Raw genomic sequence first — 19103 nt, 5'->3', positions numbered from 1 at the left:
GATATCAGCATAGAATCATTCGGCAAAAAGGGATGTTTTTTACGTGATCCAGAATGTAGTGATATTGCTGTGGTTGGGGCTGTGCGCTTTACAGGATATGCGTGAGCGGCAAATTGCTAATACGCTGACCCTGGGCGTCGGATTACTGGCGTTGATCTACCTGCTATGGACCGGCTCGACGTGGCTCGGTGCTCCACGCAGCGATGGCGGCCTGGCCCTGGTGCTGGCGCTCGCCCTGACCCTGCCGGGTTATGCGTTGGGCCGCTTCGGCGCCGGGGATGTGAAGTTGTTGGCAGCCCTGGGCCTGGCCTCCAATACCGAGTATCTGCTGGGGTCTCTGATTGGCGCGGGCATCGCCATGGTGGCTTGGGCACTTATGCATCAAGGGCTTAGCTCAAGCCATGTAGAGCGGGACGCGCAGGTGTCAACAAAACAGCCTTTTGCACCCTTTGTTCTGACAGGTTATGCCGCCTGCTGGCTTTGGATCCACTAGTCGTTCGAGTTGATTAGTCGTATGTACATAGTCAGAAAGTACGTCTACGTTTAATGAGTGGTTGTGGGATTTTTCGTCAGAAAGGATAGGTCACCTTTTGGCTTGCCAGGCATGGAGTAGCGCGTGAACAAGCTTACATCTGCAGTAAAAGTGCTCGTAGTCGACGACCAACCGTTAATCGTAGAGGAGCTCTGTGAATTTCTTGAAAGCAGCGGGTACCGTTGTGTCCCGTGCGAGTCCAGCAAACAAGCTATAGAGCGTTTCAGCGAAGACCCTCTGATCGGCCTGGTGCTGTGCGATCTGCATATGCCGGACATGGATGGCATCGAACTGGTTCAGGCGTTGCAACGCGTCGCCGGCAAGCATCGTGCATTTGAAGCGATCATGCTCACCGGGCGCGCCGACAAGCAGGATGTGATCAAGGCCCTGCGTGCAGGGATCGCCGATTACTACCAGAAACCGATCAACCTGGATGAACTGCTCGAAGGCCTCAAGCGCCAGGAAGCGGCATTGGAGGAGCGGCAAAAGGACCTGCAACTGGGTACGCTTAACCAGAAGTTGCAGTACCTGTCCGAATCCATCAATGACTTGTATATGGACCTGGACAAGGTGCGGCGCAACCCGGCGCCCAAGGCCAGCGACGGCGAGGCGATGGCTGACGAAGCCGGGCCAGTGGAAATCCCGGCGATCTTCAATCAGTTGTCTCCGCGCCAGTTGGACGTGGCGCGCCTGGTCGGCAAGGGGCAGACCAACTACCAGATTGCCTGTGAACTGGGGATCACCGAGAACACGGTCAAGCTGTATGTGTCCCAGGTGCTGCGCCTGACCCATATGCACAATCGCACACAGTTGGCGCTGGCGTTGTCACCGAGCAACTCGGCGATGGGCCAGCGGGTGACGGCGCACTGAAAGCCCAGTCAACGGCAGAGCAAAAGCAGGTAGAGATTCAATGTGGGAGGGGGCTTGCCCCCTCCCACAGTCACCCTATTTATTCCCGCTCTGCGCAGACCCGCCCACCTTCTGATCAAAGAACTCCGGGATCGGATGCTTGTTGCTGTCCAGCCAGCGCTTCAGCGCCTGCTCGCGTTCCGCCGGCGTGGTCTTTTGCGGGTTGGCCGAGGCTGCGCGCCCGCTGAGTTGCAGGGCCATCCAGTTTTCTGTTTCCGCCTGCTGCGGCGAAGACGGTCCAGCCTCGATGGCCGATGCTGCGTAGGGCAGGGCCAGCAATGCGAGGCTGGCGAGGTAATGGAGTTTCATCATCGGCTCCCTATTTCACAGACGCCGGCAGCGTGTCGCTGACGGCCGCTACCTGGTCTTTGGATGGACGGACCGTTGCCGCAGCCGCACCCTTGATGCGTTGCGCGCGTGCCTGGGCCTGCGTCACTTGCTCGGGGCTCAGCCCGAGTTGGCCGACCACTTTTGCGGCCTGCTCCCAGTTGTCCTGGTAAATCAGCAAGGTCACCAGGTTCACCGCCGCCAATTGATCGCTCTGCTTGAGTTCGATGGCGGTCATGAATTCAAAGCGTGCGTCTTCAAGGCGCAGTTGATCGAGGTACACCACGCCCAAGTCATTGCGGATTTTTTCGTCGGTGGGCGCCAGGCGTGCCGCACGTTGCAGATGGGCCATGGCCTGGCCATTGTCGCCCTTGGCCGATGCCAGTTGCCCCAGGCCGTGCTCGCCATCGGCGGCCAGGCAGGTGCCGAGCAAACTGCGGTACAACGGCTCGGCCTCGGTGCGGCCCAGCAGGCGATAGGCGCGGGCCTGGCGCTGGCGCACCTGAGGCAAGGTAGCGGGCAGGTTTTGCAGGTTGGCCAGGCTGGCGTGCAGCTTGCCTTCGTTGGCCATGTCGTCGGCCAGGTTCAAGGACAGCTCCTGGTCCGAGCTGGGTTTGGGGCAACTGCCGGGCGCCAGCAAGCCGGCCCACGGAGCCAGGCCATTACTGGCGCAGCCACCCAGCATCAGCACGCTTATGGCGACAATCAGTGGCTTCATAACAGACTCCTCAGAAGTTATTCAGGGCGCGGGAGATGGCGATCATGGCCGGGCCCCCGAGCACAATCAGCAAGGCTGGAAACAGGAACACCATCATCACCACCGACATCTTCGCCGACATTTTCGAGATGTATTCCTGCAGGCGAGTCAGGCGGCGGTCATCGAGCAATTGCTTGAGCGCCAGCAGCGACTTCATCGCGCCGCCGCCCTGCTGAATCAGTTGCTGAAGAATGATGCAGGTGTCGGTGAACTCGTCCACCGCCAGCAGGCGCGCGGTCTTGCCCAGCTCCTCGGACAGCTCCAGGCCCGAGTCGACTCGCGCCAGGATCAGGCGCAGTTCATGGGTCAAGTCAGGGAGCAGGCGCTGGGCTTCGGTGCTCAACACTCGCAGTGATTGCTCAACCGCCATGCCGGATTCGAACAGGATGCGCAGCAGCGGAATGAACGTGGAGATTTCCCGAGCAATGCGTTCCTGGCGATATTTGGCGCTGAGGGCCAGGACGCGCTTGGGCAGCAGGTAACCAATCCCCAGGGCCACCGCCGGCGCGATCCACGGCGAGCCGGCATGGGGGAACAGCAGTTGCTGGCCCAGTAGGGTCAGGCCCAGCAGCACGATCGGTACGCCGACCTGGCAGGCGGCAAACATCGAGCGTTGGTTGGCCTTGCGCCAGCCCACACGGTTGAGCAGGGTCTGTGTTTCGTTGTCCAGGCTGACCGAGCGCTGGGCCACCTGGCTTGCGCCCAGTTGGCGCATCAGGCTGCCGAGTTTGTCTTCGCGGGTCAGGTGGCCTTGCAGGCGCTGGCTGACCATGCGCTGGCGCCGCCGTTGCTCCAGCAGGTTGCCGGCGATCAAGGCGACGGCGGCGAGCAACAGCAGGATGCTGATCAGAATCGCCATTTCAGATACTCCGCAACATGCGCCACATGACGAAGGTGCCCGTGATGTCGAGCGCCACCGCGGCCAGCAACAAATAGCGCCCGGTACCGTCATTCCACATGCTCATCAGATAACCCGGGTTGACCATCAGGAAGTAGCCCACCATGACGATGGGCAAGCCCGCCAACACATAAGCGGTCATGCGTGTTTCACCGGTCATGGCCTTGAGTTGGCGTGCGCCCTGCTCACGCTCGCGAATCATCTTGATCAGGTTCTCCAGCAATTCACTGGCGTTGCCGCCGTAGCGGTGGTTGACCTTCAAGCCCAGGGCAAACAGGCGAAACTCATCGCGTTCATAGAACTCGGCAAAGTCGCTGACAGATTCCGGCAGGCTTACGCCCATCTGCACGTTGCGCTGGATGCGGCTCATGGCCTGCTTGAGTGGCGCCTCGGTGCTGTCGATAGCACCCAGTACGGCATCGGCGAGGGTACGGCCCGACTTGAGGCTGCGCACGCTGTGGTCCAGCAGTTGCGGCAATTGTTCGATCATGCGCTGCACGCGTCGCTGGTAGCGCCAGGCAATGTACAAGCGCAGCAGCAGCGGCGGCGCTATCAACAGGGTGAGCAAACCCAGCCAGTCGGCCAGCAGGTAGCCCAGCAACATGCCCACGGCCCAGCAACAGAGCCACAACCCGAGGCGATCGGTGGGTTTGCCCAGGCCGGCACGCTGGAACATGCGCTCCAGCGCAATCCAGCTGCCGTTCGGTTCCTGGGGCAACGGCTGGCCGTCGGCGAGACGCTCCAGCACGCGGTCGGTGCCCGCCTGGCGCAGCCCGCGCTGGAACAGCCACACCGACAGGCTGATCAGCAGGATGCAGATGAGCAGCAAGATAAGTCCGGTCATGGTGCCCTCTACAACGGCAATGCCGATTCACGCCGCAGCTTGTCGCCGGCCGGGTTGAGCGCCTCGCGCAGGAAGCCAAAACCGGTACGGCGGTCCAGGCGAAACAGGGTATTGGTGACATACACGTCATCGCGCACGCCCACCACTTCCACCACCTCGCTGACGCACCGGCGCCCATCGGGCAGGCGTGTCAGCTGGATCACCACATCGAGTGCCGCACAGATCATTTGCCGCAGGGTTTTTTCCGCCACCACGCGCCCGGTCAGACCCACCAGGGTTTCCAGGCGCAGCAGCGCGTCCTGGGCATTGTTGGCGTGCACGGTGCTCATGGAACCATCGTGGCCGGTGTTCATGGCGGTCATCACGTCGAGTACTTCCACGCCGCGAATTTCGCCAAGAATGATGCGGTCGGGTCGCATCCGCAGGGCGTTGCGGATCAGGTCGCTGGCTTTGACCTCGCCATGCCCTTCGGCATTGGGCGGGCGGGTTTCCAGGCGCACCACATGGGGGTGGCCCAGTTGCAGTTCGGCCACATCCTCGATAGTGACCAGGCGCTCATGGGGGTTGATCAATTGGCTGAGGATATTGAGCAGCGTGGTCTTGCCGGTACCGGTGCCGCCACTGATAAGGATATTGCAGCGCTTGCCCACCGCCTCCTGGAAGAACTCGAAGATGCTGTGGTCGATGGTTTGCATCGCCACCAGGTCGCTGCTCTTGAGCATGTCCTTGCGAAACTTTCGGATCGACAGGCAGGGCCCATCCAGGGCAATCGGCGGGATGATCGCGTTGACCCGGCTACCGTCAGGCAGGCGCGCATCGACCATTGGCGAGGATTCATCCAGGCGCCGCCCCAGTGGCGCGAGGATGCGCTGCATGACGCGCTCCACATGGTGCGCATCGATAAAGCGCAGGTCGCTCTGGTACAGCACACCGTCGCGCTCGATAAACACCCGGTGCGGGCCGTTGACCAGGATCTCGGTCACCGACACATCGCGCAGCAGCACTTCCAGTGGGCCGAAGCCGGTCAGCTCATCGACGATTTCTTCGGCCAGGCGCTCCATCTCATAGCGCGAGATCGCCAGGTGCATGCGCGTGATGTATTCGGCGACTTTGTCGATGACAAATTGCGCCAGGGATTGGCGCGAGCCTTCCAGCAAATTCTGTCCGGACTCCTCGATGGCGTCGATGATGTAGCGATGCAGCACCAGTTTCAGGCCGTCGTGATCGTTGTGCGCGGCGGCGCCGCGAGTTGGGGCGCCGAAGAGTTTTTCGCCGTTCATCGACCTGGCCCCAACAGGCGCTCGAACCAGCGCGTCGAGGGTTTTGCAATGCCCTCGGAGCGTTTCGCCAGGCGCTCACCCAGCTGACGCAGGGCTTGGGTCAAGGCTTCGCGTGGCGCCAAAGTGAACAGGCTTTGCCCCTGGTTCTTGGCGTTCAGGCGCACTTCGGGGCTCAGCGGCAATACGGCGATGCACTCAAGGCCGAAGCTTTTTTCCAGGGCTTCGGTGTCGGGCGCGCAGCCTTTGATATAGCGGTCGACAAGCAGCTTGGCATGGTCGAGTTTCATGCCTTTTTCGCGCCACAGGTTCAGCACCGCGAGGTTGCGGCGACAGTCGAGTACGCCCTGGTCGGTGCACCACAGCAGCTTGTCGCAGTGGCTGACAAAGGTGCGCAACGCTTCGCTGTCAGCCTGGCCGGTGAGGTTCACCACGATGTGCTGGAAGTGCTGGCGCAGGGCGCTGAGCAGCATGTACAGCTCGGCGGCGCTGGTCACTTCCAGGGGCTCTTCGTTGCCGGCGTAGGCGAGGATGCGCAAGCCCGTGTCGGTGCTGGTGAACGCGCTGTTGATCAGTGTGGTGTCGAGGCGGCGCAGGTGGCGCAAGGCGTCGCCGAAATTGAAGGTACTCTCCAGGCCCAGCAGCGCGAGGCTGTCGCCCTTGGGCAGGCCGAGGTCGAGCAGCAGGGTTTGTTGGCCGCTCTTTTGCACCACCATCGCCAGGTGGCTGGCGAGCAGGGCGCCATCGGTATTGCCCTGGGCGCCGTAGAGCACGGTCAGGCCGCCAAGGTGGGCATTGGGCGCGGTGGGCGGCAGGCGTTTGCTCAGGCGCCGCACCAGCCCGGCGACTTCACTGGAGCGCGAGCCATAGGCGACAAAGTCTCTGGCGCCGGCGCGCATGGCGTTGAGTACCAATTGGTTATCCATGCCATCGCCGAGCGCGACCACCGCCAGCATCGGTTTGGCTTCTAGTGCGCCTTCGATCAAGGCGCTTTGGGCCACCAGGTGCTCGCGGTCCAGGCCCACGAACACCAGGTTGGCGAAGGTCACGTCCACCAGCGCCAGCAGTTCGTCGAGGCTGCCGCCGCCCACGCTGATCACTTGACCCAGCGGTGCCAGCGCACCCTGGAGCCATTCCAGGTCGGTGCTGTTGCGGGTGATTGCCAGGAAGGTCTGGCTCAGGCTATCGCTCATTGGGAAAGTCCACTGCGACGGTCGAAGTTGCCGTTTTCCAGGAAGAACAGGCGGAACCAGTTCGGGTCATAGTTGCGCAGTTTTTCGCCGGGCAAGGACGGCAATTGCGCATTGGCCGCCAAGGGTCGAACCAGGTGCGGGGTGACAATCATCAGCAGCTCTTTCTCTTCGCTCTGGATATTGGAGTCACGGAAAAACGCGCCAAGGATCGGGATATCGCCCAGGCCCGGAAGCTTGGCGATGGTGGAGCGGTTGGTGCTGCTGATCAGGCCGCTGATCACGAAGCTTTCGCCGTCGGCCAACGACACGCTGGTGTCGGTACGTCGCACGGTCAGGGCCGGCACCTGAATGCCCTCGATGCGGATCGCATTGTTGTAATCCAGTTCGCTGACTTCCGGGGCGACTTTCAGGGCGATGCGGTTGTGGTCGATAACCGTGGGCGTGAGGGTCAGGCGAATGCCGAACTCCTTGTATTCGATGGTGATGGTATCGCTGCCGGCACTGGGCACCGGGATCGGCACTTCACCACCGGCCAGGAAGGTCGCGCTCTGGCCGCTCATGGCCACCAGGCTCGGGCGCGCCAGGGTGTAGGCAAAGCCGCTGCTCTCCAGCGCGTTGATCAATGCCTTGACCCGCCCACCACCGAAACCGATGTTGAAGCTGTCAGCACTCACCGGCAATTTGAACACGCTCTCGGCTGGAGACAGCAGGTCGGGGCTGCCGAGGAAGAAGTTCTTGCCCATGCCGAGGATCTTGGTGCTGGCTTCCTTGAGCTTGGTACGGCTGACTTCGACGAAGCGGATGTCGGTCTGCACTTGGCTGGGCAGTGTCGGGTCTTCGGAGGGCGACAGCGATTGGCTGGTCAGCGCCGAAGTGGCCTTGCCCTTGACGAACACCATGCTCTGGCGCGGGCCGGTGGAGCAGCTCGTCCACACCATCAGGCTGGTGGCGCCGGTGCCGACGCCGGTCAGCAGGAAGTTGCGGTCGCCATTGACCCGCACGTCGGCGATTTTCGGGTCGCCAATGGCCAGGCGCGTGATCGCCACCGGCGAGTGCAGTTCGGTTTGCAAACCTTCGCCCACCTCGACCACAGCGGGCAGTTGGCCCAGGGTGTTGCAGTTACCCGGTGCTGCCATCGCCACGCCCACGGGCAAGCACGGCAGCATCAAGGCCAAGGCCAATTGAGCGTAGCGTTGGCTCATTCAAGGCATCCTTGTTCAATCAGGGGGTTTGGGGTGCTGAGGCTGCGCCGCGAATCACTTCGACGCCGCGACGCTGGCCGGTGTCGGCAACCGTGGGGGCGATTTTCTTCGGCGGTCCGCTGAGGGCCAATTGGGTGAATTGGTAGAGGTCGCGGTTGGCGCTTTGCACTTTGTCCGGGGTATCGCTTTCGCCAGCCCAATAGCGGCTGAGCAGTTGCTCATCGGCACTGCGCACGGCCAGGCGCAACGTGCCGGCCTGGGAGGCGAGCATCAGCCGGCTCAGCAGCGGTTCTGGCACTGCCAGCACGACGCTGCGCGCGGCGGTACGGCGTTGGGCCGCCTGGGCGCGTTCTTCGGCGGTGGCCGGTGGCGGCACTGCGGGTTGGCCGTCGTTGGCCAGGCCCAGTTGATCGCCGACGCTGAGCAAGCGAATCGCCGGAATAACCACCTGTGCCGACTGCTCGGCATTGGCATTGTCCTGGCGCAGGAACAGCAACACATCGACGTAATCGCCGGGGCTCAACTGGCCACCGGCCCCGATGACTTCATCGACAGCCACGGCCAGGGCACGTTCATTCGCCCGGATCATGCGGGCCAGGGGGCCGCCGGCGGTGAAGCTTTCTTCGTTCAGCCAGGTGCCGGCACCCAGGGCACGCAAAGGCGCGCGGCCGATGGCCTGGTCGAGGCTAGTGAGGCTCCCGGCCGGGACGGTGCGCAGTTTTTCCACCGCCACATCGGCGGCAGTGAGAGCGACGAAAGGCGGCACCGCGTGTACCAGCACCACCACCGGCTGGCGGGTTTGGTCCTCGACGACGGCGACGGTTTTTTCAACGGAAATGACAGGTTCTGGTGATGGGGCCGCCACTGGCACTGGAGAACGGCTAAGCACCAGGCCCCAATACCCTGCAATCAAAGCCCCAACAAGCAGCAAGCCAGCCAGGACCATGCTGATGCGACTGTTCATGACGGCTCTCCCTATCCTGTTGCACGGCTTTTTTCCCGTTACTTCAAACGAGTTAAATTCGCAACTTGGCTGTGATGAACAACTAACGATTTGGCTATTTGAAGGTAGCTCAGCTAGGACAAAATGCCATTACCGAACGAAAAAATTATCTGAGGTTCAAGGGTGGTCCTGTAAATGCAGGATGTGCGGCGTGTTTGCGGCGACTAATACTTTGTGATTAATGCGTTCTTACAGTTGTGAGTGTTAAATTTCTTGACAATGCTCTAGTGGCACACGGCAATCATTGTGCGGGCCAGCTGTAACGGCGCTTTGTGGCGCATGAAGGAGATCTTCCTATGATCCTTGACCTGTTCTTGAAGTTGTACATTCATGCCCAGTTATTTCTGCGTCGCAGAGAGGGGGCGTCGGCTATTGAATATGTGATTATTGTGGCGATAGTGGCGTTGGTTATCGTCGGCATTGGTACTGGGCTTGGCGATAAGATAAAAGGCATCTTTAAGCAAGTGTCTGATGCGCTGCCAGCTGCGCCTTAACCGTAACTGGTGTACGTTTTCGTTCCGGTGATTCTTTTTATCAGGTACTGCCCATGAGCAACCCCTCGTCATCCCGCCAAAAAATCCTATTGGTGGACGACGAGGAGGATGCGCTGATCGAGTTGGCCGAATCCCTCGAAAACGAGGGATTCGTCTGCTTTACCGCCACGTCCGTTACTTTTGCCCTGCAAGAACTGACACTTAATCCCGATATCGCCCTGGTTATCACCGACCTGCGTATGCCCGAGGAAAGTGGTATCTCCTTGATCAAGCGCCTGCGCGAACATACCTCTCGCTCGCATTTGCCTGTGATCGTGATGTCCGGTCATGCCGAGATGGATGATGTCAGCGATATGCTGCGCTTGCAGGTGCTGGATCTATTTCGCAAGCCGATCTATCTGGTGCGGTTGATTGATACGCTGGATAACTTGTTTCCCCCCTCGAAGCCTCATTGATCGATGGATCAAATGCGAGTGCTGCCTGACAACTGACAGGTATTGAACTAATACACCTCGGTCAAAATGTGGGAGGGGGGCTTGCCCCCGATAAGCATGGGTATGGACACAGCTTGTGTAGCCGCAGCCAACCGTAACCACGATGCGAAGCGAGCCGCTCTTGATCTTGATCTGCTTTTGATCTCAGGCGCCCCGTCAAACCACGCTGGCCGGAATTCGACAGGGATTTGGGGGGTAAACCGGCAGGGATGCCGGTTTAGCCGCCCCGCGCCATGGATGGCGCGTGGCGGCGGCCCCCCAAATCCATGGCGGATTACGGGCACACCGAGCCTAAGCGAGGTGCCGAGTGGTGGGGCAAGAGCCCTTTTGGTTACTTTTGGGGCTCTTTTCCAAAAGTGACCCGCTGTAAAAGCGGAACCAATAGTGGCCGTTACCTAAATAACGGATATGTACTCGGTCTAATCCAACATCCTGGTCGGCCCTGAGGCCGCCATCGGGAGCAAGTCGAATCGTCGCACCGCCCCTCCCACATTTTTCACCGAGTCTGATCCAACAAATGGTTAAGGCCTGACCTTTTCAGAGCTGATAACTGAAACTCAGCGTATACCGTGGCCTGCGATTAAAACTGTCCAGGGCGATATCCGACATCGGCTTGGCCGCCTCCAGGGCGATGTTGTAGTACTTGTTATCGCCAAAGCGTAACCCCACTGCCGCCGAAGACATGTCGCTGGCCTTGACCGGCAGGTCGTTGAACCAGGTCTTGGCGCGGTCGAGCACCACGTAGGGTTGCAAAACCTTCACCCAGTTGCCAGCACGGTTGAAGCTGTAGTTGACCTCGTACGCCACCCCCCAGCCCTTGTCGCCCGAGCCTTGATCATCAGGATAGCCACGCCCGAAATTTTGCCCGCCGAAGGTGGCACGTTCGCTGTCAGGCAGCGTGTTGTTGCTCCAGTACAACGCACCTGAGAGCACGCCTTGCCAGTTGTCGAAGAACTTGTCGCTTTGCACGCCGGAGAGGCGCAGGCGGAAGAAATCGAGGTCGGGTTTTGCCACGTTCAGGTCACTGCGCGCCTTGGCGCCCAAACCGTCGATGCCTTGGTACAGGCCGCCGCTGATGATGCGTAACCGGCGTGCGTCGGCCTTGCGCCAATCACCCTCGAAGGCGAGGGCGCGCAGGTTGGATTCGATGTCGAAACTCAGCGGGTAGCCCACCAGCTTGTAACGGGTGGTCTGGTCCACCACGTACAGGCGTGTGCCCAGGCTCAATGACTCGGTGGGAGAGGCGATAAACGGGTGGCTCAGGCCGATGGAATAGCGATCGATCGACTGGTGCGGCTTGAGCTCGAAGCCGCCGTCCAGTTGCACGCTGCTGTTGGGGTCGGCGCGGTAACGTTCGGCAGCGAGTGCCAGTTGGGTGCCCTCGGCATTGATGAACTGGTTGTAGTCCACACGGTAGTAATGCTCTTTGTCCTCGCCGGGTGGGAACAGGCCGCTGACGGTCAGTTGTTCGCCCATGAACGTTTGCGAATTGCTGGTGGCGCTGAGCAAGGCTTGCGTACCGCCACGGCTTTTCTGCACCAGGCTCATGCTGGTGGTGAAAGGTTTGCGGCTGGCCTGGATCTGCATGTGCGTGGCGCCATCGGTGGTGCCGGGCGGTGGCACCTGGGCTTGTACGGTCAGGCCGGGAATGCGGCTCATCAGCGTGGTGTAGCGCTCGAAGGTCTTGCGCGTCAGCGGGCGTTCGGCCAACAGTTTTTTCGCCAGTTTGTCGACGTAGGCCGACACCGAGCCGATGTCGCCGGTTTGCTGGTAGTCCTTGATGTAACCCTCCACCAAAACAACGCGGACCAGGCCGTTTTCGAAATTCTGCTGTGGCAGGAACGCGTAGGACAGCAGGTAGCCGTCCTCCTGATAGCGGCGGGTGATGCCACGGGTTGCTTCGATCAATTGCGCGAGGTTGGTCTCGCGGCCAATCAGCGGTGCGTAGACTTGGGCCGTCTCGGTCAGCGGGTAAATGGTGCCGCCTTCGATCTGCAGCTTGCGAATGGTGACCTTGGTGTCCATCAACAGGGGCTGGCCGGCAGTCGGCGGTGTTTCAGGCACTTGGGTTTGTGGTGTGGCCGGTCGATAGGCATCGGCGGGCAGGTTGGGTACCGGCAAGGTGCGCACGGTGTCATTGCTGTTCAAAAAGCTGGGAAGGGGCTCGGCCTGGGCGTAAGCGCTGAGGGTTAGCATTAACAACGGCGTTAATACGCGCATAGGACACTCCATGGTCAACTGCAGCAGCGCTTCGGGCCCGCCGGGTTCTGGGACTCGGTTCGGGAGGGTGGCGGCTCATCACACAAGGCGTCGCCCATAAAAAAGACGAGAGACTTATTTAGGGTCTCTCGTCTCAACCAAGCGTAGGCGCTGTAGGGGAGGCCGTCTAATCGGCCAGGTGCATTTCTATTTACCGGTAAGGCCGTTCAACAAACCGCCCAGACCGCCAGTGGCTGTAGTGCCGCCGGTGGTTGTGGCAGTGCCTGTGGTCGTGGTGGTGGCGCCGATGTTCAAGCCACCGAGCAGGCCACCGCTGGTGCCGGTAGTGCCGCCGGTGACCAAGCCACCCACCGAACCTACAGTGTTGCCGACAGCCGTTACGGTGGTGCCCACTGCGTTGGTGATCGGGTTTGCATTGGCGGCAGTCAGGTTGGTGCCTACGCTGCTGACTGCCCCTCCCACTTGCGTCACCAGCCCGTTGACCGGAGCGCCAACGCCAGTGGTAGTACCAATGTTTTGCGTCAGCGCGGTGACGCCGGATGTGACCGGGTTAAGCGCGGCGCCGACATTGGTTGCCACGGCGGCGACCGGTGCCGTGGCGCCTGTGTTGGCGACACCTGTACCACCCAGCACAGTCCCTACCGAAGCGATGGTGTTGCCCAGCGCGCCACCGGTTACACCCGCTGCACTGACCGTGCCGTTGGTGTTGCCGACATTCAGGCCGGTACCGACGTTGCTGACCAGGCCGCCGACCAGTTCTGGAATGCCGGGAGCTGCGGTGCCACCGGTTGGGGCGACATAGCCGCCAGACTTGTCGAGCGTGCCGCCAACGCCAGTCAGCACGCTGCCGACCACGGTAGTGACAGGGTTGCCGGTACCGCCAGTACTGGCGACTTGAGTCCCCAGGCTGGTGACCGTCGAGCCGACTTTATCCAGCAGGCCATTGACTGGAGTGCCCAGGCCGGTTGCCGTACCGAGGTTGCCGGTGGTGTTTTCCACCAGCGATACCACAGGCACCACTACTTTGCCGCCGAGGGTGTTGGTCAACGAGCCCAATGGGCCGGTGGTGCTGGCGGTACTGAGGGTATCGCCGAGCATGGTTACCGTAGTGCCGACTTTATCCACTACGCCGCCGACTGCAGTGCCTACGCCACCTGTCAGGCCGCCGACGACGGGTACACCGCCGAGGGTGGTCGACAGTGATTGGCCGGTGGTCGAAAGGCCGCTGCCCAAGTCAGCAACGCCGCCGCCGACACCTGCGACCGTAATGCCCAGCGAGTTGCTGCTGGTCCCCAGGGAACCCAAGCCTGTTGTGACTCCGGTGCCGATGGTGTTGACAGCCGTGCCGACCGAGGTGACCAGCCCGCCTGCTGTTGTGCCTACGATCGGAACCGCGGTCAGGGTGCCGCCGAGATCACCCACCGCTGTGCCTACATTGCCTACGGTGGTGCCGAGGGTGCCGGCGATCTGGCCAGTGATCAGTGGGGTGGTTGTCGAACCTGTTCCGCCGCCAGTGCCACCACCCGTCCCGCCGGTGCCGCCACCTGTGCCGCCAGTACCACCGCCGGTCCCACCAGTGCCGCCGCCTGTGCCGCCAGTGCCACCGCCGGTCCCACCAGTGCCGCCGCCTGTGCCGCCAGTGCCACCGCCGGTCCCACCAGTGCCACCGCCAGTGCCGCCCGTGCCGCCGCCGGTTCCACCAGTGCCACCGTCAGTGCCGCCGGTTCCGCCAGTCCCACCGTCAGTGCCGCCAGTGCCACCGTCAGTGCCGCCGGTTCCGCCAGTCCCACCGTCAGTGCCGCCAGTACCGCCGCCAGTGCCACCACCAGTCCCGCCAGTGCCGCCACCCGTGCCGCCGTCACCTGTGCCCGCACCTGCACCAGCATCCGGCGATGACGCCGCCACGCTGGATTTATGCCCGCCGCCACCACTGCTGCAGCCGCCGAGGCTCATTGCCAGAATCAGGGCCAACGCGGTACTTGCTTTCCACAACACGACTTGAGTTTTCATGATTGAGTTCCTTGCACCTGGTACAACCTGGGTTGTTTCAAACCTTCGCTACTTCTTGGGGCAGCAATAGATTTGTCCGTGGTTCTATCTCAGGCCATGGCACTCTTTCGCACAACGCTCAACTTGGTATTAACAATTTATATACCCTAGGCATCGGTCAACTTAGCGACTAATACAAAGGGTGTATGGCAAGGATGCTTACTGAAATTTAGGTGATGTAAATCAAAAGGTTGAATAAATAAGCGGACCTCGTAAGGTCCGCTATAACTTTGGGTGTATATATACAATTAATCGGTTTTTTCAGGCGATCGGCTGCCACTTTCCGAACATATGCTCAATGCCGCCCGGCCCTTTAAGTTCCAACTCGCCACTGGAACCGGCTGCGCTGCTCATCAATATCACTTCACCGGGCAGGCGCACGGGTTTCCTGAACTCGACATTGATTTCAATATTGGCGGCCGGCAGGTGTTCTCCCAGCGCCGCGAGCGTGCGGGCCTTGTTCCACAGCCCATGGGCGATGGCTTGGGGAAAACCGAACAGCTTGGCCGTAGGCGCACTGAGATGGATGGGGTTGTAATCGCCGGACACGCGGGCATAGCGGCGACCGATATCGGTGGGCGCTTTCCAGCGGGTCAGTTCGTTGAGCGGCCCTGGGACGTGCACGCTGTTATTCAGCGATTCGCCTTCAAGCTTTACGCCACGACAGAGCATCTGGCTTTCGGCTTCCCATAGCAGTCCAAGGGCATCTTCGACCACGGTCGCAATGTCAAAGGTCGCGCCCTTGGCGTGGGGCTGTAGGTTGTGCGCGTACACACCGATGCTCAGCTCTACCACGCCGCCCAGAGGCCGGTGAATGCGGATGCGATTGCTCAGGTGGACCAGCCCCAACAGCGGAAACGGAAACGCCTTGTCGGTCAGCAGTTGCAGTTGCAGACCGAACGCCAGGATGTGCGGGTAAGTCGCTGGCAGCATCGGGCTGTCGGTGAACCCGCAGACCTTGCGGTACGCCGCGACGGCCTTGGGATCGACGCTGACCCGACAGCGCCAGCCGCGTTCGGGCAACGTGCTGCCGGTGATCTTGCGCTTGAGTGCCGCACGCCAGTACAGCGGGAGTAGCGACGGTGTGCTGTCCAAGGTTTGCCATTGCATGCTTATGCTCCCAGAAGACTTTGCCCACACACACGCAGCGCCTGGCCGCTGACGGCACCGGAGCCCGGCTGGCCGAGCCAGGCCACGGCTTCGGCCACGTCCTGTGGCATGCCACCCTGGCCAAGCGAACTCATGCGTCGCCCGGCCTCACGCAGGGCAAACGGGATGTGTGCGGTCATCTGGGTTTCGATAAAGCCCGGCGCCACGGCGTTGATGCTGATCCCGCGTTGCTTCAAAAGGGGCGCCCATGCCTGGGCCAGGCCGATCAAACCGGCCTTGCTCGCGGCATAGTTGGTTTGCCCACGATTGCCGGCGATGCCACTGATGGAGGCCAGTAGCACGACCCGTGCGTTGTCGTGCAGAGTGCCGCTGTCGAGCAGGGCCTTGGTCAGCACTTGCGGAGCATTGAGATTCACCGCCAGCACTGCGTCCCAGTATTCGGGCGTCATGTTGGCCAGGGTTTTGTCACGGGTGATGCCGGCGTTGTGCACCAGGATATCGAGCCCGTCGGGCAAGTGTTCGACCAACTGGCTGGCGGCGTCTTCGGCGCAGATATCCAGCACCACCGTACGCGCATTCAGGCGTGCGGCCAGGGCTTCGAGGTCGGCCTTGGCCTGGGGCACATCGAGCAAAATCACCTCGGCACCGTCGCGGGCCAGGGTTTCGGCGATGGACGCACCGATGCCCCGGGCGGCGCCAGTGACCAGCGCCTTGCGCCCCGCCAGCGGGCGCGTCCAGTCTTCGACCGGGGTGTCGCAGGCTGACAGGCGAATGACCTGGCCAGAAATGTAAGCGCTTTTGGGCGAGAGGAAAAACCGCAGCGCGCCCTCTAATTGGTCCTCGGCCCCGTCACCCACATACAGCAACTGCAACACGCCACCGCTGCGTAGTTCCTTGGCCAGCGAGCGGCTGAAGCCTTCCAGGGCGCGCTGGGCGCTGGCGGCAAACGGGTCGCTGAGGCTTTCCGGCGCACGGCCGAGGATCACCAGGTGCGCGCTATGGTCTAGGTTTTTCAGCAATGGCTGGAAGAACTCACGCAGTTGCTTGAGTTGGTCGGTGTGCTTCAAGTCACTGGCGTCGAACACCACCGCCTTGAGCTTGGGGCCGTGCCCGGGAATCCACACGGATGCCGTCGAGGCTTCTGCGCCGTAGCTGTAGATGGCGTCGGTGAGCCGATTGGCAAACGCCAGCACCTTGCTCGTCAATGCGCCGCCGCCCAGCAACAGTGCGCCTTCGACCGGGCGCAGGCGTCCGGCTTGCCAGCGTTCCAGGCGTACCGGTGACGGCAGGCCAATGGCGGCGACCAGGCGATGGCCGAGGCTTGAGTTGGCGAAGTCGATATAACGGTCAGACATGGAACGCTCTCCGAAGGCTGGGGTTCAAAGGGTTGACCATCCCAGGGTAGCAGTCGTTCGACTAGGCTCAGTGATCAAGCCCATAACCGACAGAGGGAGCTTTTCATGACTCAATTGCGCCGAGTGGCGATCATTGGCGGTAACCGCATTCCTTTCGCCCGTTCCAATGGCCCTTACGCCACGGCGAGTAACCAGGCGATGCTCACGGCCGCCCTGGAGGGTCTGATCGAGCGCTACAACCTGCATGGCCTGCGCATGGGCGAGGTGGCCGCCGGCGCGGTGCTCAAGCATTCCCGCGATTTCAACCTGACGCGCGAATGCGTGCTCGGCTCGCGGTTGTCGCCGCAGACCCCCGCGTACGACATCCAGCAAGCCTGTGGCACCGGTCTGGAAGCGGCGTTGCTGGTGGCTAACAAAATCGCGCTGGGCCAGATCGAATGCGGCATTGCCGGCGGGGTGGACACCACGTCCGATGCACCGATTGGCGTGAATGAAGGGCTACGCAAGCTGCTACTCAAAGCCAACCGCAGCAAATCCATGGCAGACAAATTAAAAATTCTGTTACAACTTCGTCCCCAGCACCTCAAGCCGGAACTGCCGCGCAATGGCGAACCGCGCACTGGGCTGTCCATGGGCCAACACTGCGAACTGATGGCCCAGACCTGGCAGATCCCGCGTGCCGACCAAGACCAGCTGGCGCTGGAGAGTCATCAAAAGATGGCCGCGTCTTACGCCGAAGGCTGGCACAACGATTTGCTCACGCCGTTTCTCGGCCTCACCCGTGACAACAACCTGCGCCCGGACCTGACCCTGGAAAAACTCGCCGCCCTCAAGCCGGCCTTCGAGCGTAGCGAAAAGGGCACGCTGACCGCCGGCAACTCTACGCCGCTGACCGATGGTGCCTCCCTGGTGCTGCTGGGCAGTGAAGCGTGGGCCAAGGAGCGGGGGCTGCCGATCCTTGCGTACCTGCGTGATGGCGAAGCGGCGGCGGTGGATTTCGTCAACGGTGCCGAGGGCCTGTTGATGGCGCCGGTGTATGCGGTGCCGCGCTTGCTGGCCCGCAATGGCCTGACCTTGCAGGATTTTGATTACTACGAGATCCACGAAGCCTTTGCTGCCCAGGTGTTGTGCACGCTCAAGGCGTGGGAAGACGCCGATTACTGCAAGACGCGCCTGGGCCTGGATGCTCCGTTGGGGGCTATCGATCTCAGCCGGCTCAACGTCAAGGGCAGTTCTTTGGCGGCAGGCCATCCATTTGCCGCTACCGGCGGGCGCATCGTTGCCAACCTCGCCAAGTTGCTGGATGCGGCGGGCAAAGGGCGGGGGTTGATTTCGATCTGTGCTGCTGGCGGCCAAGGGGTGACAGCGATTATCGAACGCTGATTGCCAAAAAAATTGGCCCATTGCATGCATTCTGAAGGGGTCAGAGGTCGGTAGCCTCTCCCACCGGCGAGCTGATTGCCGTATAACGAGTGCCACACGCGTGTTTGGTAATACAGGACCCACAATAAAAGCTGATGAAGACTCCTAAACGCATTGAACCCCTGATCGAAGACGGTCTGGTCGACGAAGTGCTGCGCCCACTCATGAGTGGTAAAGAAGCAGCTGTTTATGTGGTGCGCTGCGGCAACGAATTGCGTTGCGCGAAGGTTTACAAGGAGGCGAACAAACGAAGTTTTCGTCAGGCGGCCGAATACCAGGAAGGCCGAAAGGTCCGTAACAGCCGCCAGGCCCGGGCCATGGCCAAGGGCTCCAAGTTCGGCAAGAAAGAAACCGAAGATGCCTGGCAGAACGCCGAAGTGGCGGCGCTGTTCCGCCTCGCCGGTGCGGGCGTTCGCGTGCCCAAGCCGTACGACTTCCTTGAAGGCGTGCTGTTGATGGAGCTGGTGGCCGACGAGTACGGTGATGCAGCGCCGCGCCTGAATGACGTGGTGCTGGAGCCAGACCAGGCGCGCGAGTACCACGCCTTTCTGATCTCGCAGATCGTGCTGATGTTGTGCACCGGCCTGGTGCATGGTGACCTGTCCGAGTTCAACGTACTGCTTACGCCGACGGGCCCGGTGATCATCGACCTGCCCCAGGCAGTGGATGCGGCGGGCAACAACCACGCCTTCAACATGCTGGAGCGGGACGTGGGCAACATGGCTTCCTACTTTGGACGCTTTGCCCCGGAGCTGAAGAAGACCAAGTACGCCAAGGAAATGTGGGCGCTGTACGAAGCCGGCACCTTGCACCCGGCCAGTGTGTTGACCGGTGAGTTCGACGAACCGGAAGAGCTGGCGGACGTAGGCGGTGTGATCCGCGAAATCGAAGCGGCGCGGCTGGATGAAGAGCGTCGCCAGGCGATTCGCGCGGCAGACGATGCGCCACCGAGCAAAGTGCCGGACGAGCCACCGCCGCCGCCTTGGATGCAGTAACTCAAAACGGCGCGTTCCAATG

18 protein-coding genes are annotated in these 19103 nt (G+C 61.4%); 6 read left to right on the top strand and 12 right to left on the bottom strand.

All coding sequences use genetic code 11. The annotated features are described in order from the left end of the window. Window positions 1–43 precede the first annotated feature (43 nt). A complete protein-coding gene (locus tag JH25_RS15850; protein ID WP_032878094.1) occupies window positions 44–493 on the top strand; it encodes a prepilin peptidase in 450 nt (149 codons plus the stop codon). 123 nt (window positions 494–616) lie between these two features. Beyond that, window positions 617–1402 (top strand): response regulator transcription factor, encoded by a 786-nt coding sequence (locus JH25_RS15855; protein WP_032878093.1) that lies wholly within the window; start codon window positions 617–619, stop codon window positions 1400–1402. A gap of 75 nt (window positions 1403–1477) precedes the next feature. Here JH25_RS15855 and JH25_RS15860 read toward each other — a convergent pair whose 3' ends face one another. From JH25_RS15860 to cpaB, 8 genes are read right to left on the bottom strand one after another with little or no spacing between them, the layout of a single operon-like run. Then, complete coding sequence (locus JH25_RS15860; RefSeq protein WP_032878092.1) at window positions 1478–1750, bottom strand: DUF3613 domain-containing protein; 273 nt, start codon at window positions 1748–1750, stop codon at window positions 1478–1480. Between the two features lie 10 nt (window positions 1751–1760). After that, on the bottom strand, window positions 1761–2486 hold the full coding sequence (locus JH25_RS15865; RefSeq protein WP_032878091.1) for a tetratricopeptide repeat protein: 726 nt from the start codon (window positions 2484–2486) through the stop codon (window positions 1761–1763). A gap of 10 nt (window positions 2487–2496) precedes the next feature. Beyond that, window positions 2497–3384: a type II secretion system F family protein gene (locus JH25_RS15870; RefSeq protein ID WP_005784440.1), complete on the bottom strand. Its 888-nt coding sequence runs from the start codon at window positions 3382–3384 to the stop codon at window positions 2497–2499. A gap of 1 nt (window position 3385) precedes the next feature. Then, the gene (locus JH25_RS15875) at window positions 3386–4267 is read right to left on the bottom strand and encodes a type II secretion system F family protein (protein ID WP_032878090.1); all 882 of its coding nucleotides are present in this window, start codon (window positions 4265–4267) and stop codon (window positions 3386–3388) included. Between the two features lie 8 nt (window positions 4268–4275). Beyond that, window positions 4276–5547: a CpaF family protein gene (locus tag JH25_RS15880; RefSeq protein ID WP_032878088.1), complete on the bottom strand. Its 1272-nt coding sequence runs from the start codon at window positions 5545–5547 to the stop codon at window positions 4276–4278. Further along, a complete protein-coding gene (locus JH25_RS15885) occupies window positions 5544–6737 on the bottom strand; it encodes an AAA family ATPase (RefSeq protein ID WP_032878087.1) in 1194 nt (397 codons plus the stop codon). The genes JH25_RS15880 and JH25_RS15885 overlap by 4 nt, the downstream gene beginning before the upstream one ends. Continuing rightward, the gene (locus JH25_RS15890) at window positions 6734–7939 is read right to left on the bottom strand and encodes a type II and III secretion system protein family protein (RefSeq protein WP_032878086.1); all 1206 of its coding nucleotides are present in this window, start codon (window positions 7937–7939) and stop codon (window positions 6734–6736) included. Before JH25_RS15890 ends, JH25_RS15885 begins: the two co-directional genes overlap by 4 nt. Window positions 7940–7958: 19 nt before the next feature. Beyond that, complete coding sequence (gene cpaB, locus JH25_RS15895) at window positions 7959–8903, bottom strand: Flp pilus assembly protein CpaB (protein ID WP_032878085.1); 945 nt, start codon at window positions 8901–8903, stop codon at window positions 7959–7961. A 335-nt stretch (window positions 8904–9238) separates the two neighbouring features. On the opposite strand from cpaB, the gene JH25_RS15900 reads away from it, so the two are divergent. Both JH25_RS15900 and JH25_RS15905 read left to right on the top strand, forming a co-directional pair. Next, the gene (locus JH25_RS15900; protein WP_032878084.1) at window positions 9239–9436 is read left to right on the top strand and encodes a Flp family type IVb pilin; all 198 of its coding nucleotides are present in this window, start codon (window positions 9239–9241) and stop codon (window positions 9434–9436) included. Between the two features lie 53 nt (window positions 9437–9489). Further along, window positions 9490–9891, top strand: coding sequence for a response regulator (locus JH25_RS15905; protein WP_032878083.1), 402 nt, complete (start codon window positions 9490–9492; stop codon window positions 9889–9891). 576 nt (window positions 9892–10467) lie between these two features. On the opposite strand, the gene JH25_RS15910 is transcribed toward JH25_RS15905, so the two are convergent. From JH25_RS15910 to JH25_RS15920, 4 genes are all read right to left on the bottom strand, one after another. Then, window positions 10468–12150 (bottom strand): ShlB/FhaC/HecB family hemolysin secretion/activation protein, encoded by a 1683-nt coding sequence (locus tag JH25_RS15910; RefSeq protein ID WP_032878081.1) that lies wholly within the window; start codon window positions 12148–12150, stop codon window positions 10468–10470. 186 nt (window positions 12151–12336) lie between these two features. Beyond that, entirely contained in the window at window positions 12337–14160 is a 1824-nt protein-coding gene (locus JH25_RS0127120) for a collagen-like triple helix repeat-containing protein (protein WP_081883308.1), read from the bottom strand. 300 nt (window positions 14161–14460) lie between these two features. After that, entirely contained in the window at window positions 14461–15309 is an 849-nt protein-coding gene (locus JH25_RS15915) for a MaoC family dehydratase (protein ID WP_032878080.1), read from the bottom strand. A 2-nt stretch (window positions 15310–15311) separates the two neighbouring features. Continuing rightward, window positions 15312–16664: a 3-oxoacyl-ACP reductase gene (locus tag JH25_RS15920; protein ID WP_032878079.1), complete on the bottom strand. Its 1353-nt coding sequence runs from the start codon at window positions 16662–16664 to the stop codon at window positions 15312–15314. A 105-nt stretch (window positions 16665–16769) separates the two neighbouring features. Between JH25_RS15920 and JH25_RS15925 the strand changes: the two genes are divergently transcribed. Beyond that, complete coding sequence (locus tag JH25_RS15925) at window positions 16770–18047, top strand: acetyl-CoA C-acetyltransferase (RefSeq protein WP_032878077.1); 1278 nt, start codon at window positions 16770–16772, stop codon at window positions 18045–18047. Window positions 18048–18181: 134 nt separating this feature from the next. Next, window positions 18182–19081 (top strand): PA4780 family RIO1-like protein kinase, encoded by a 900-nt coding sequence (locus tag JH25_RS15930; protein ID WP_005784460.1) that lies wholly within the window; start codon window positions 18182–18184, stop codon window positions 19079–19081. The last annotated feature ends 22 nt before the right edge of the window (window positions 19082–19103 follow it).

It is taken from the genome of Pseudomonas sp. BRG-100, from assembly GCF_000737955.1.
Taxonomy (GTDB): Bacteria; Pseudomonadota; Gammaproteobacteria; order Pseudomonadales; family Pseudomonadaceae; genus Aquipseudomonas; species Aquipseudomonas synxantha_A.
Note: the sequence above shows the minus strand (reverse complement) of the source record. Positions and strands in the feature narration are given on the sequence as shown.

What these genes read in the sequence shown, in the direction of transcription:
- JH25_RS15860 (WP_032878092.1), bottom strand. Translation starts at nt 1,750, where the DNA reads ATGAAACTCCATTACCTCGCCAGCCTCGCATTGCTGGCCCTGCCCTAC.
- JH25_RS15865 (WP_032878091.1), bottom strand. Translation starts at nt 2,486, where the DNA reads ATGAAGCCACTGATTGTCGCCATAAGCGTGCTGATGCTGGGTGGCTGC.
- JH25_RS15870 (WP_005784440.1), bottom strand. Translation starts at nt 3,384, where the DNA reads ATGGCGATTCTGATCAGCATCCTGCTGTTGCTCGCCGCCGTCGCCTTG.
- JH25_RS15875 (WP_032878090.1), bottom strand. Translation starts at nt 4,267, where the DNA reads ATGACCGGACTTATCTTGCTGCTCATCTGCATCCTGCTGATCAGCCTG.
- JH25_RS15880 (WP_032878088.1), bottom strand. Translation starts at nt 5,547, where the DNA reads ATGAACGGCGAAAAACTCTTCGGCGCCCCAACTCGCGGCGCCGCCGCG.
- JH25_RS15885 (WP_032878087.1), bottom strand. Translation starts at nt 6,737, where the DNA reads ATGAGCGATAGCCTGAGCCAGACCTTCCTGGCAATCACCCGCAACAGC.
- JH25_RS15890 (WP_032878086.1), bottom strand. Translation starts at nt 7,939, where the DNA reads ATGAGCCAACGCTACGCTCAATTGGCCTTGGCCTTGATGCTGCCGTGC.
- cpaB (WP_032878085.1), bottom strand. Translation starts at nt 8,903, where the DNA reads ATGAACAGTCGCATCAGCATGGTCCTGGCTGGCTTGCTGCTTGTTGGG.
- JH25_RS15900 (WP_032878084.1), top strand. Translation starts at nt 9,239, where the DNA reads ATGATCCTTGACCTGTTCTTGAAGTTGTACATTCATGCCCAGTTATTT.
- JH25_RS15905 (WP_032878083.1), top strand. Translation starts at nt 9,490, where the DNA reads ATGAGCAACCCCTCGTCATCCCGCCAAAAAATCCTATTGGTGGACGAC.
- JH25_RS15910 (WP_032878081.1), bottom strand. Translation starts at nt 12,150, where the DNA reads ATGCGCGTATTAACGCCGTTGTTAATGCTAACCCTCAGCGCTTACGCC.
- JH25_RS0127120 (WP_081883308.1), bottom strand. Translation starts at nt 14,160, where the DNA reads ATGAAAACTCAAGTCGTGTTGTGGAAAGCAAGTACCGCGTTGGCCCTG.
- JH25_RS15915 (WP_032878080.1), bottom strand. Translation starts at nt 15,309, where the DNA reads ATGCAATGGCAAACCTTGGACAGCACACCGTCGCTACTCCCGCTGTAC.
- JH25_RS15920 (WP_032878079.1), bottom strand. Translation starts at nt 16,664, where the DNA reads ATGTCTGACCGTTATATCGACTTCGCCAACTCAAGCCTCGGCCATCGC.
- JH25_RS15925 (WP_032878077.1), top strand. Translation starts at nt 16,770, where the DNA reads ATGACTCAATTGCGCCGAGTGGCGATCATTGGCGGTAACCGCATTCCT.
- JH25_RS15930 (WP_005784460.1), top strand. Translation starts at nt 18,182, where the DNA reads ATGAAGACTCCTAAACGCATTGAACCCCTGATCGAAGACGGTCTGGTC.